The 13,124-nt window shown below is 62.8% G+C and carries 10 protein-coding genes; all 10 read left to right on the top strand.

The features are described 5' to 3' along the window. The first annotated feature begins 8 nt into the window (after positions 1 to 8). The 10 genes from BLT66_RS18225 to BLT66_RS18180 all read left to right on the top strand — a co-directional run bounded on the left by BLT66_RS18225 (position 9) and on the right by BLT66_RS18180 (position 13,124). Complete coding sequence (locus tag BLT66_RS18225; protein WP_092759724.1) at positions 9 to 2,303, top strand: NADP-dependent malic enzyme; 2,295 nt, start codon at positions 9 to 11, stop codon at positions 2,301 to 2,303. A 1-nt stretch (position 2,304) separates the two neighbouring features. Further along, positions 2,305 to 3,252, top strand: coding sequence for a lipoyl synthase (gene lipA / locus BLT66_RS18220; protein WP_092759722.1), 948 nt, complete (start codon positions 2,305 to 2,307; stop codon positions 3,250 to 3,252). Between the two features lie 27 nt (positions 3,253 to 3,279). Then, positions 3,280 to 4,623: a dicarboxylate/amino acid:cation symporter gene (locus tag BLT66_RS18215; protein WP_092759720.1), complete on the top strand. Its 1,344-nt coding sequence runs from the start codon at positions 3,280 to 3,282 to the stop codon at positions 4,621 to 4,623. Between the two features lie 36 nt (positions 4,624 to 4,659). Continuing rightward, complete coding sequence (locus BLT66_RS18210) at positions 4,660 to 5,994, top strand: NAD(P)/FAD-dependent oxidoreductase (RefSeq protein WP_092759718.1); 1,335 nt, start codon at positions 4,660 to 4,662, stop codon at positions 5,992 to 5,994. Between the two features lie 60 nt (positions 5,995 to 6,054). Next, a complete protein-coding gene (locus BLT66_RS18205; protein WP_092759935.1) occupies positions 6,055 to 7,236 on the top strand; it encodes an acetyl-CoA C-acetyltransferase in 1,182 nt (393 codons plus the stop codon). A gap of 34 nt (positions 7,237 to 7,270) precedes the next feature. After that, the gene (gene phbB / locus BLT66_RS18200; RefSeq protein ID WP_092759716.1) at positions 7,271 to 8,017 is read left to right on the top strand and encodes an acetoacetyl-CoA reductase; all 747 of its coding nucleotides are present in this window, start codon (positions 7,271 to 7,273) and stop codon (positions 8,015 to 8,017) included. Positions 8,018 to 8,095: 78 nt separating this feature from the next. Continuing rightward, on the top strand, positions 8,096 to 8,782 hold the full coding sequence (locus BLT66_RS18195; protein ID WP_092759714.1) for a DUF6781 family protein: 687 nt from the start codon (positions 8,096 to 8,098) through the stop codon (positions 8,780 to 8,782). Positions 8,783 to 8,836: 54 nt separating this feature from the next. Continuing rightward, a complete protein-coding gene (locus BLT66_RS18190) occupies positions 8,837 to 10,222 on the top strand; it encodes a cytochrome ubiquinol oxidase subunit I (RefSeq protein ID WP_092759712.1) in 1,386 nt (461 codons plus the stop codon). 5 nt (positions 10,223 to 10,227) lie between these two features. Further along, the gene (locus BLT66_RS18185) at positions 10,228 to 11,223 is read left to right on the top strand and encodes a cytochrome d ubiquinol oxidase subunit II (RefSeq protein WP_092759933.1); all 996 of its coding nucleotides are present in this window, start codon (positions 10,228 to 10,230) and stop codon (positions 11,221 to 11,223) included. Between the two features lie 98 nt (positions 11,224 to 11,321). Beyond that, entirely contained in the window at positions 11,322 to 13,124 is a 1,803-nt protein-coding gene (locus BLT66_RS18180; RefSeq protein WP_092759710.1) for a sensor histidine kinase, read from the top strand.

Below are 13,124 nucleotides of genomic sequence, written 5' to 3'. Positions count from 1 at the left end.
ACAAAACCATGACCGACAATCTGCGGGAAGCCGCACTCGACTACCACCGCTATCCGACGCCGGGCAAGATCTCGGTGATGCCCACCAAGGCCATGGTCACCCAGCGCGACCTGGGCCTGGCCTATTCGCCCGGCGTGGCCGAGGCCTGCCTGGCCATCGTCGATGATCCGCGCGAAGCCGGCAACCTGACAGCGCGCAACAACCTGGTGGCGGTGATCACCAATGGCACGGCGGTGCTGGGTCTGGGCAATATCGGCCCGCTGGCCGGTAAACCGGTGATGGAGGGCAAGGGCTGCCTGTTCAAGAAATTCGCCGGCATCGACGTGTTCGACATCGAACTCGACGAGCTCGATCCGGACAAGCTGATCGACACCATCGCCCGCATGGAGCCGACCTTCGGCGGCATCAACCTCGAGGACATCAAGGCACCTGAGTGCTTCTACATCGAGACCAAGCTGCGCGAGCGCATGAAGATCCCGGTGTTCCACGATGACCAGCACGGCACGGCCATCGTCGCCGCAGCGGCGATCCTGAACGCGCTCAAGCATGTGGGCAAGGACATCGCCAAGGTCAAGCTGGTCGCCTCGGGCGCCGGCGCCGCGGCGCTGGCTTGTCTGGATCTGGCGGTGAGCCTGGGTGTGCGCCGTGAAAACGTGTATGTCAGTGATGCGAAGGGAGTTGTCTACATCGGCCGCACCGAGGGCATGGACCCGAACAAGGCGCGTTATGCGCAGAACACCAGCGCCCGTACGCTGGGTGACATCATCGAAGGTGCCGACATCTTCCTCGGCCTGTCGGCCGGCGGCGTGCTCAAGCCCGAGATGGTCAAGACCATGGCCCAGGCCCCGATCATCCTGGCGATGGCCAATCCGTCGCCGGAAATCATGCCCGAGGAGGCGCTGGCCGCGCGGCCCGACGCCATCATCGGAACCGGTCGTTCGGACTACCCGAACCAGGTGAACAACGTGCTGTGCTTCCCGTTCATCTTCCGTGGCGCACTCGATGTGGGTGCTACCACCATCAACGAAGAGATGAAGCTGGCCGCGGTGCGTGCAATTGCCGAGCTGGCGCTGGTGGAGATTCCGGAAACCGTGGCCCAGGCGTACGGCACGGTCGGCCTGCGCTTTGGGCGCGACTACCTGATCCCCAAGCCGTTTGACCCACGTCTGATCGAGGTGGTGGCGCCAGCAGTGGCCAAGGCGGCCATGGACAGCGGTGTGGCTCAGCGGCCAATTGCCGACTTGCTCGCCTACCGCCAACAACTGTCGCAGTTTGTCTACCAATCGGGCAGCAGCATGCAGCCCGTGTTCGCCGCAGCCAAGCGGGCGCCAAAGCGCGTGGTTTACGCCGAAGGCGAGGACGAGCGCGTGCTGCGTGCCGCCCAGGTGGTGGTTGACGAGGGGCTCGCGCGGCCGCTGCTGCTGGGGCGCCCCGATGTCATCGCCCAGCGTATCGCCCAGTTTGGCCTGCGCATTGAGCTTGGCAAGGACTGCGAGGCCATCAACTTGCTCGACCCACATGTTTACGGTGATGCCGCCGCAGACTACTACCAACTGAAGCGACGCGATGGCGTCTCCCCTGCAACGGCGCGCGCCGAGATGCGCAGCCGCTGCACGCTGCTGGCGGCGATGCTGGTGCGGCAGGGTCGCGCCGATGCCATGTTGTGCGGCACTTTCGGCAGCTACGGCGACCACCTGCGCCATGTGCGTGACGTGATCGGTCTGCGCCCGGGCAGCCAGACCATGGCGGCGATGCAGATGCTGATGTTGCCTGGGCGTCAGCTTTTTATTTGCGATACCCATGTGAATCGCGACCCCGATGCCGAACAGGTGGCCGAGATTGCATTGCTGGCCGCCGAGGCGGTGCGACGATTCGGCGTAACGCCGAGCGTGGCGCTGCTTTCGCATTCCAGCTTCGGCAGTTCGGATGCTCCTTCTGCCGCGAAGATGCGCACCGCCCTGGGTTTGATCCGGGCCCGTGATCCGAAATTGGCGGTGGAAGGCGAGATGCGCGGTGACGCAGCCCTGTCCAAGACGATTCTCGACCATGAGTTCCCCGAGTCGGGTCTGAGTACCGAAGCCAATGTGCTGGTGATGCCCAACGTCGACGCGGCCAATATCTCGTACAACCTGCTGCGCATCGCCGCCGGCAGCGGCATCACGGTGGGCGGCATCCTGTTGGGTGCGGCGCGACCGGTGCACATCCTCACACCGTCATCGACGGTGCGGCGCATCGTCAATATGACGGCGCTGGCGGTGGTCGATGTCAGCTTGCAGCGTGCCTCAATACACGCGATTGATTGATATGACTGTCCAAGAAGCTGCCATTGCCGGGCCACAGCGCGGCAGTGCCAAGACCGCGCGCATACCCATCCGGGTGGACGCGACCGTGGCGCTGCCTAAGCCGGACTGGATCCGCGTGCGCTTGTCGCAGGCCGAGAACTTCCATACGGTCAAGCGCGTGCTGCGCGAGGCGAAGCTGCACACCGTGTGCGAGGAAGCTTCGTGCCCGAACATCGGCGAGTGCTTCGGCAAGGGCACGGCGACCTTCATGGTGCTGGGCGCGCTATGCACGCGCCGCTGTCCGTTCTGCGACGTTGCCCACGGCCGGCCCCAGCCGCCTGACCCGCTGGAGCCGCAGAACCTGGCCGATACCGTGGCCCGGCTCGAACTGAACTACGTGGTAGTGACCAGTGTGGACCGCGATGACCTGCGCGATGGTGGCGCGGCGCATTTCGCCGAATGCATCGCCGCCATACGCCGGCAGTCGTCCGCCACCCGCATCGAGGTGCTGACGCCGGACTTTCGAGGCCGGGCCACGCTGGCGCTGGACATTCTGGCGGCCAATCCGCCAGACGTGATGAACCACAACCTCGAGACCGTGCCGCGCCTGTACCGCCAGGCGCGGCCGGGCGCGGACTACGGCCACTCGCTGCGCCTGCTGCAGTCCTTCAAACAGCGCTGCCCGGAGGTGCCGACCAAGTCAGGCCTGATGCTGGGCCTGGGCGAAACCGACGATGAAGTGCTGGAAGTCATGCACGACCTGCGTTTGCACGGTGTGGACATGTTGACCGTGGGGCAGTACCTGCAGCCGCGACCGGGCAACCTGCCGGTGCGGCGTTATGTGGAGCCGAGGCAGTTCGAGGCAATCGCCGAACAGGCACGCGCCATGGGCTTTGCGCACGCCGCCTGCGGACCGCTGGTGCGATCCAGTTATCACGCGGACCGGCAGGCCCATGCTGCCGGCATATGAACCAGAAGATCAATTTAGGAGACATCCGTGGACCATCAAAACGTACCCAAGCCTTTCTATAAGTCCCTGTACTTTCAGGTCATTACGGCCATCGTCGTGGGGGTTCTTCTCGGGCATTTCTACCCCCAAACGGGTGAGGCAATGAAGCCCCTGGGTGACGGCTTCATCAAGTTGATTAAGATGATCATCGCGCCGATCATCTTTTGCACCGTGGTGGTTGGGATTGCTGGCATGGAAGACATGAAGAAGGTCGGCAAGACCGGAGGCCTGGCTTTACTGTATTTTGAAATTGTCAGTAGCGTTGCGCTCGTCGTAGGTCTGGTGATCATCAACTTGGTGAAGCCCGGGGTGGGCATGAATATTGACCCGACTACGCTGGATGCCAAGTCCATCGCCGCCTATACCGGACCCGGCAAGATGGCTTCGACCACGGACTTCCTGCTGAACGTTATCCCGAGCACGGTGGTTGACGCTTTCGCCAAGGGTGAGATCCTGCAGGTGCTGCTGTTCGCCGTGATGTTCGGATTTGCGTTACACAAGTTCGGCGGCCGTGGCACCTTGGTGTTCGATTTCATAGAGAAGTTTTCGCATGTGCTGTTCTCCATCGTCGGTTACATCATGAAGGTGGCACCCATCGGCGCCTTCGGAGCGATGGCTTTCACCATCGGGAAATACGGTGTTGGCTCGTTGTTGCAGCTCGGCCAGCTCATGGCGACCTTCTACATTACCTGCTTGCTGTTCATCTTTATCGTGCTCGGCGGCATCGCCAAAGCCCATGGCTTCAGCATCTGGAAGTTCATCAAGTACATCAAGGAAGAGCTGCTGATCGTGCTGGGCACATCGTCGAGTGAGGCAGCGCTGCCGCGCATGATGGTCAAGATGGAGAACCTTGGCGCCAAGAAGTCGGTGGTCGGCCTGGTGATTCCCACTGGCTATTCGTTCAATCTGGACGGTACCTCCATCTACCTGACCATGGCCGCCGTCTTCATTGCCCAGGCCACCAACACGCCCCTGGACATCACACACCAGATAACACTGTTATTGGTACTGTTGCTGACATCCAAGGGTGCGGCAGGGGTCACCGGCAGCGGCTTCATCGTGCTTGCGGCCACGTTGTCGGCCGTGGGCCATGTGCCGGTGGCCGGCCTGGCCTTGATCTTAGGTATCGACCGATTCATGTCTGAGGCCCGTGCGCTGACCAATCTGATCGGCAACGGTGTGGCCACGCTGGTGGTCGCCAAGTGGACTGGTGATCTCGATACCGAGCGCATGCGTCGGCATCTCGACCAGGGCGCCAGCGCCGAAGCCGACGAACCGGAGGCGGTACTCGACGTGGTGGAGACCCACATGCCTGCAGGGCCGGTGCGCTGAGGCGCTGCCGCCATCTACTTCCCTGTGATCCGCACCATGAGCAACCTCATGCCGAGACACCGCATCGTCATCGTTGGTGGCGGTGCTGGTGGGTTAGAGCTGGCCACCCGGCTCGGTGACACGCTAGGTAAGCGCGGCCGCGCCGACATTACCCTGGTCGACAAGAACCGCACCCACGTGTGGAAACCCAAGCTGCACGAAATCGCTTCCGGCAGCATGGATATGAGCGCGCACGAGGTGGATTACCTGGCCCAGGCGCACTGGCACCACTTTCGCTTCCGCGTGGGGGAGATGACAGCGCTCGACCGCGAGCGCCGCGAGGTGCATGTTGCAGCCTACCACGACAGCGAGGGCCGAGAGGTGACGCCCGACCGCAGTTTTGGCTACGACACGCTGGTGTTGGCGCTGGGCAGCCACAGCAACGACTTCGGCACACCGGGCGTGAGCGAGCATGCGCTGAAGCTGGAATCCAAGGCTGACGCGCGGCGCTTCAACGAGCGTATGGTCAATGCCTGCATCCGTGCCCATGCCCAGACCGAGCCCTTGCGGCCCGAGCAGCTGCATGTGGCCATCATCGGTGCCGGTGCTACTGGCGTAGAGCTGGCGGCGGAACTGCACCGCACCACGCGCGAGGTGGTGGCCTACGGGCTGGACCGGGTCGATGCCGAGAAAGACATCCAGGTCTGCCTGATCGAGGCTGCGGACCGGGTGCTACCGGCGCTGCCACCGCGCATGTCGCAGGCCACCGAGGTGCTTCTGCGCAAGCTCGGCGTGGTTGTGCACACGTCCGCCAAGGTTGCTGAGGTGCAGGCTAATGGCGTGCGGCTGGCTGATGGTCGCGTGCTGCCGGCCGAGTTGGTGGTGTGGGCGGCAGGGGTCAAGGCGGCAGATTTCCTGAAGGATATCGCTGGGCTCGAAAGTAACCGCAGCAACCAGCTCGTCGTGCTGCCTACGCTGCAGACCACGCGCGACGAAAACGTGTTTGTGATCGGTGACTGCGCGGCCTGCGTCTGGCCCGAGGCTAATGGCGGCAAAGGCGGCTTCGTACCGCCGCGGGCCCAGGCTGCACACCAGCAGGCATCGCACGTCGCTGTGCAGATACTTCGCCGAATGTCCGGCAAGCTGCTCAAGCCCTACCGCTACCGCGACTTCGGCTCTTTGGTGTCGCTCGGCGAGTTCAGCACTGTGGGCAACATGATGGGCGGCCTGATCGGTGGCAGCCTGATGGTAGAAGGCGCTTTCGCCCGGCTGATGTATGTGTCGCTTTACAAGATGCACGAGCTGGCGCTACACGGCTTCTTCAAGGTGGCGCTGGACACGCTGGCCCGCATGATCACGCGGCGCACCGAGCCGCACGTCAAGCTGCATTGAGACCAGTCATCACTCTTTCCCCCACGTATCTATTTTTTGCGCATCAACAAGGAGACATTCATGAACGACATCGTCATCGTGGCCGCACAACGCACGGCTGTGGGTAAATTCGGCGGCTCGCTCGCCAAGACGGCGGCGCCCGACCTGGGCGCGCATGTGGTCAAAGGCCTGCTGGCCAAAGCCGGCGTTCCGGGCGATGCCATTTCGGAAGTCATCATGGGCCAGGTTCTCACCGCCGGTTCCGGCCAGAACCCGGCGCGCCAAACGGTGATCAAGTCCGGCCTGCCACAGGCAGTGCCCGGCCTGACCATCAACAAGGTCTGCGGCTCGGGCCTGAAGGCAGTGATGCTGGCGGCGCAGGCGGTGAAGTGCTGCGATGCCGAGATCGTCGTGGCAGGGGGGCAAGAAAACATGAGCGCTGCGCCCCATGTGCTGCCGGGTTCCCGTGACGGCCAGCGCATGGGTGACTGGAAGCTGGTCGACACCATGATCACCGACGGTCTGTGGGACGTGTACAACCAATACCACATGGGTACCACGGCCGAGAACGTGGCGAAGAAATACGGCATCAACCGCGAGACGCAGGACGCGTTTGCCCTGGCGTCCCAACTCAAGGCCCTGGCTGCACAGGATGCGGGCCGTTTCAACGACGAGATACTGCCCTTCAGCATTGTCCAGAAGAAAGGCGACCCGATCGTTTTCTCGGTCGACGAGTTCGTCAACCGCAAGACCAGTGCCGAGGCCTTGGCTGCCCTGCGCCCGGCCTTCGACAAGGCTGGTTCGGTAACGGCTGGTAATGCCTCGGGCCTGAACGACGGAGCGGCCGCGGTGCTGGTGATGTCGGCCCAGCGCGCCGCCGCCCTGGGCCTGCAGCCACTGGCGGTGATCCGCGCCTACGCCAGCGCTGGGCTAGACCCAACCATCATGGGCATGGGACCAGTGCCAGCCTCGCAACTGTGCTTGAAAAAGGCAGGATGGAGGGCACAGGACCTGGACCTGATGGAAATCAACGAAGCCTTCGCGGCCCAGGCCTGCGCGGTGAACCAGGAGATGGGCTGGGACACCAGCAAGATCAATGTCAACGGCGGCGCCATCGCCATCGGCCACCCCATCGGCGCTTCCGGCTGCCGCATCTTGGTGACCCTGCTGCACGAGATGCGCCGCCGCGGCGCGAACAAGGGCCTGGCCTCGCTGTGCATAGGTGGCGGTATGGGCGTGGCCCTGGCTGTGGAGCGTGCCTGAGTTTCTATTTTTACAACCAAGAGGAGCAGACAAAATGAACCAAAAACGAGTGGTGCTGGTAACCGGCGGCATGGGCGGTCTGGGCGAGACGATATCCACCAAGATGGTGGATGCGGGCTACAAGCTGGCCGTGACCTATTCCCCGGGCAACAAGACGCATGGCGAGTGGGTGGCGCAGATGAAGGAACGCGGTTACGACATCCTGGCCGTGCCCTGTGACGTGGCCGACTACGACTCCTGCACGGCCGCCGTGGCCCAGGTGCAAGCCCAGCTCGGCCCGGTGGATGTACTGGTCAACAACGCCGGCATAACCCGCGACATGACTTTCAAGAAGATGGACAAGGTCAATTGGGATGCTGTGATGCGTACCAACCTCGACAGCCTGTTCAATATGAGCAAGCAGGTCGCCGACGGGATGGTTGAGCGCGGCTGGGGTCGGGTTATCAACGTCTCGTCGGTCAACGGCAGTAAGGGTGCGTTCGGTCAGACCAACTATTCGGCGGCCAAGGCCGGTGTGCACGGTTTCACCAAGGCCTTGGCACTCGAGGTGGCGAAGAAGGGCGTGACCGTCAACACGATATCGCCCGGCTACATCGGCACCAAGATGGTTACGGCAATTCCCCGAGAGGTGCTGGACAGCAAGATACTGCCGCACATCCCCGTAGGCCGACTCGGCAAGCCTGAGGAAGTGGCCGGCCTGATCATCTACCTGGCTTCGGAAGAGGCTGCGTTCGTGACCGGCGCGAATATCGCCATCAACGGTGGCCAGCACATGCAATAACAAAACGACTTGCGCAGTACCCGGAGGCAGGGCCTCTGGCCCGCCATCCGGGTGCTTGCAAGTCCTAAAGGAGACAAGATGATCAAACACGGCATAGATCAGGACGCGCTGATCGGCACACTCTCCGCCGCCACGGCAAAGCAGGGCGAGGCGGTCCGCAAGGCCGTCAGCGAGGCGACTCTCAAGGCCCTACAGGGCCGAGAGCTGACTCTGGCGCACATAAAGCAGGTGCTCAATACGGTGGCCCAAGCGGCATCCGCTGGCGTCGCCGGCAATCCGCTGGGCGCGGCCGAACTGGAGTCCCTGCTTGGCAAGGCCGTTGCCGGCATGGACGGCGCTCTGGAGCAGGCTGTGCAGGCGAATCGCCGCGCGCTGCAGCAGATGCTGGATCAGGGCGCGAGCCTGCAGGAGCAGCAGTTGAAGAAGGCACTGGCTGACACCGAGAAGATGGAGGACGCACTGTTCGCCTCGCTGCGCAAGGCCGCCGAAGCTTCGGGAACGGCACTCGAAGGCCCATGGAATGCGGTGCAAAAGTCCATGCAAAGCCAGGGCAGCGCTACGGGGACGCAAGCCGCGGCGGCGGTCGAGCAATTGATGCAGAGCGCGCGCCAGAACCTGCGCGACGGTCGGGCGCTAGGGCTGCGCACGTCGCAGGCCATGCTTGACAGCTATGCGACGCTGGTTAGCGGTGTGCTCATCGGCATGTCGGAGGCGTTGCAGCAGGGCAAGGCCGCACCCGAGCCGATCCGTCCAAAGAAGAAGTAAGCGGCTTGGCCACATCCCGGTACGCGCTGTGCACACCCACCAGAGAGGGATTTGATGGACGTGTTCACTCTGGCCCGCATGCAGTTTGCGGCCAACATCACATTCCACATCCTGTTCCCAACCATCAGCATCGGTCTGGGCTGGCTGCTGCTGTTCCTGCGTTGGCGCTGGCTCAAAGCTGGCCGCAGCGGCGAGCCGCTGCGTGCCCAGGGCTGGCTCGACGCCTACCGCTTCTGGACCAAGGTGTTTGCGCTGACTTTCGCGCTCGGCGTAGTCAGCGGCATCACCATGAGCTTCCAGTTCGGCACCAACTGGCCGGGTTTCATGGAGAAGGTTGGAAGTATTGCCGGCCCGCTGCTGGGCTATGAGGTACTGACGGCCTTCTTCCTGGAAGCCGGCTTTCTGGGCGTGATGCTGTTCGGCCACGGCAAAGTCGGCGAGCGCCTGCACTTGATGTCGACTTTTCTGGTGGCCTTTGGCACCACACTGTCGGCCTTCTGGATTCTGGCGTTGAACTCATGGATGCAGACGCCGGCGGGCCATGAGATCGTGAACGGGGAGTTTCAGGTACGGAACTGGCTTGAAGTGGTATTCAACCCCTCATTTCCATACCGGTTTATCCACATGTTGTTGGCCTCGGCGCTGACCTGTGCCTTTTTGCTTATGGGCTTGTCGGCATGGCAGATACTGCGTGGCGTGGGGCAGCGCTCGGCGCCGAAAGTATTGCGTGTGGGGCTCACGCTCGCGGCGCTGGCGATTCCCGTTCAGATCGTCGTCGGTGATATGCATGGGCTGAACACTCTCAAGCACCAGCCGGCCAAGATCGCCGCCATCGAAGGCGTGTGGGACACCGAGCGCGGCGCACCCTTGCTGCTGTTCGCCATTCCCGACGCGCAACAGCGCAAGAACCATTTCGAGATCGGCGTGCCTAAGGGCGCGAGCTTGATCCTGACCCACGAGGTCGATGGCGAAATCAAAGGCATGAACGACTTTCCCGGGGCGCATCCACCGCCGTTGCCAATGTTCTTCGCTTTTCGCATCATGCTCGGTATGGGAGGCCTCATGCTCGTGACGAGTTGGCTCGGCTGCTGGCTCTACCGGCGCGTACAGTGGCAGCCGGCGCGCTTGCCTCGCCCTCTGCTGTGGCTGTTTTCTGCGATGACTTTCTCTGGCTGGGTCGCTACCGTGGCCGGCTGGTACGTCACCGAGATTGGCCGTCAACCCTTCATCGTTTATGGCCTTCTGCGGACTGCCGATGTGGCATCGGATCAACCGCCCTTAATGGTGGGGCTCACACTGGCGCTGTATGTTGCCTTGTATCTGGCGTTGATCGTCGCCTATGTCTCGGTGCTGAAATACATGGCCGAGAAACCCGAGCAGGCGCTGGAAACTGTGACTGGCGAGCAACCATTGGCGGTGGTGCAGGGAGGGGGCGCATGAACTGGATGGATTTTGAGACGGCCTTGCCGGTGATCTTCATGGCATTGATGGGCATCTCCATGTTGGTTTACGTGGTCAGCGACGGCTACGACCTGGGAGTAGGCATGCTGATGCACCGCGCCACCGACGCCGAGAAGGACGTGATGGTCGCCTCCATCGGCCCGTTCTGGGATGCCAACGAGACCTGGCTGGTGCTGGGCGTGGGCATCCTGCTGGTTGCCTTCCCTAAGGCGCATGGCCTGGTGCTAGGCGAGCTTTACCTGCCGGTAGCGTTGATGCTGGTCGGTTTGACTCTGCGCGGCGTGGCCTTTGATTTCCGTGTCAAGGCCAAGGACGCGCACAAGCGCACCTGGGACCGTCTGTTCTTCGCCGGTTCGACCCTGGCGGCGGTTTCGCAGGGCTGGATGCTCGGCCGTTACGTCAGCGGCTTCGGCACCGGCTGGAACTACCCGCTGTTCGCTGCGGCGATAGCGCTGGCGCTGCCCATGGCCTATGTGCTGATGGGCGCAGCCTGGCTGATCATGAAGACTGAGGGTGTACTTCAGGAGCGGGCCGTTGCCTGGGCCCGAACTGCCTGGGCTCCGATGGTGAGCGGCATGTTGCTGATCTCGATGGCCACGCCCTGGATCAGCGCCACGGTGCGCGGGCGTTGGTTCGTGTTGCCGGAGTTGATTGCGCTGATCGCCATTCCACTGATGGCGGGGGTGGCGTTGGTGGCGGTGCGCGGGCTGCTGCATAGCCGCGTGGTGCGGGGGCCACTGTGTTGGCTGCCCTTCGTGTTGCTGATCATGGTGTTCGTGCTGGGTTTTCTGGGTCTGGCCTACAGTATCTATCCGTATGTTGTGATCGACCAACTGACCATCTGGCAGGCGGCCAGCCGCCCGGCGGCACTCAAGGTCATTTTGATCGGTGTCTGTATCTCGGTGCCGGCGATCATTGGCTACACTGTGTTTTCCTACTGGGTGTTCCGTGGCAAGACCGACGAACTGAAATACGCATGAACCTGGATGTAGGAATCTGGGACTTCGAGCCCGCTTCGCAATGGGCTCACCGGGTTCTCACCGATGTGACCCTTTTGGCCTTGTGACATACCCTGTCCATGTCTACATCCGCGTCTGTTTCCCCTCCTCCATCTCCGGCCAAGCAGCCGCGTCGTCGCCGGGGGTGGCTGCGCTGGTGTGGGGCGCTGGCGCTGGTCGGGGCGGCGGCTTTCGTTGGCCACCAGGTGGCGCTGCAGAGCGGGTTGGCGCGGCTGCGTGACGCTGCAGAACACCGGCTCGATATGTTGACCAGCAATCTGGACGCCGATCTGGCCCGCTTTGATTACTTGCCGGCCTTACTGGAGATGACGCCGGTGGTCCCCGCGCTGCTGAACGCCCCAGCCAACGTCCAACTCCGCGACAACGCCAACCGCTACCTTAATGGGGTGAATGCCACCGTTGGCGCCGAGATGCTCTATGTGTTGGACAGTGCGGGGACTTCCCTGGCCGCCTCTGACTGGGGACAGGCGGGCACAACCATAGGGCAAGACTTGTCTTTTCGCCCCTATGTGGTGGCGGCACTGCAGCAGGGCCGTGGCCGCTTTTACGGGGTGGGCATCACCAGCAAGAAGCCAGGCTACTACCTTTCGTATGCACTGCACCGCGATCAGCACCTGCTGGGCGTGATGGCGGTCAAAGTCAATATCGAACAGTCCGAGCAGGACTGGCGAAAGCTGCCTGGCGACGTGTTGCTGGTCGACGAACTGGGCGTGGTCATTCTGTCCACGCGTGACGATCTGAAGTTTCGGCCGCTGGCGCCGATGGACGCTACCCGCCAGGCGGAGCTGCTGCGTTCCCGACCCTATGGCCAGGCTACGCTGCAGCCTCTGCGTTGGAGTCCAACGGAATCGCTGGCGGACAATGCCCAGCTCGTTACGTTGGACAGTGTGGCGCATCTTGCGTCGACTCGCCGATTGCAACAGGCGCCTTGGCGCCTCGTGGTGCTGGATGCACTGGAGCCGGTGCGTTCGGCGGCGCGCTACGCCGCCATTACCAGTGGTCTGGCGACGGCGGTGCTGCTATTGCTTGCGGTCACCCTTTGGCAGCGCCGGCGTGCGGTACGGCAAAAATTGGCTAGCCAGGCTGCGCTGCAAGCGGCGCATGACGGTCTTGAATCCACCGTAGTGGCCCGGACAGCACAGCTGCGCGCTGCTCAAAGCGAACTGGTGCATGCCGGCAAGATGGCAGTGCTCGGCCAGATGTCCGCCGGTATGGTGCATGAGCTAAACCAACCGCTCACGGCGCTGCGTACCTTGTCGGAAAGCGCGGGCATTCTGCTCGACCAGGAGCGTCCGGAAGAGGTGCGCGGAAATCTGCGCAGGATTACCGGTATGGTGGACCGGCTGGCCCGTCTGACATCGCAACTCAAGACCTTCGCGTACAAAAGCGAACTCGCACTGGTGCCCATCCCCTTGGTGCGCTGTATTGCCGATGCGCAAGCTTTGCTCGGTTGGGGTCTGACCGCGCATGGCATCGTGGTGGTTGTCGACGTGCAGCCCGCTACGCTGTGCGTCATGGCCGAAGAAGCAGCGCTCGGCAGCGTGTTGGTCAATCTGATGCGCAACGCGATCGACGCCATGCAAGAGATGCCGGAGCGCCGGCTGCGCATCGAGGCCAGAGCCCAGGGTCGCCGTGCGATCCTGCGCTTCAGCGATACCGGTCCAGGTATTCGCGCGGATATCCTGCCGCGCCTTTTTGATCCCTTCGTCACCAGCAAGCCGGCAGGGGCCGGTCTGGGGCTGGGGCTGGTTATTTCAGCCCAACTGGTGCGCGCCGTCGGGGGCACTTTGGACGCATTCAACCAGGAGGAGGGCGGTGCCTGTTTCATCGTCGATTTGCCTATGGTTGCCACACGGGAGTGA

Source organism: Rhodoferax sp. OV413, from assembly GCF_900104385.1.
Classification (GTDB): domain Bacteria; phylum Pseudomonadota; class Gammaproteobacteria; order Burkholderiales; family Burkholderiaceae_C; genus Rhodoferax_B.
This window is presented reverse-complemented; position numbering and strand designations above follow the sequence as displayed.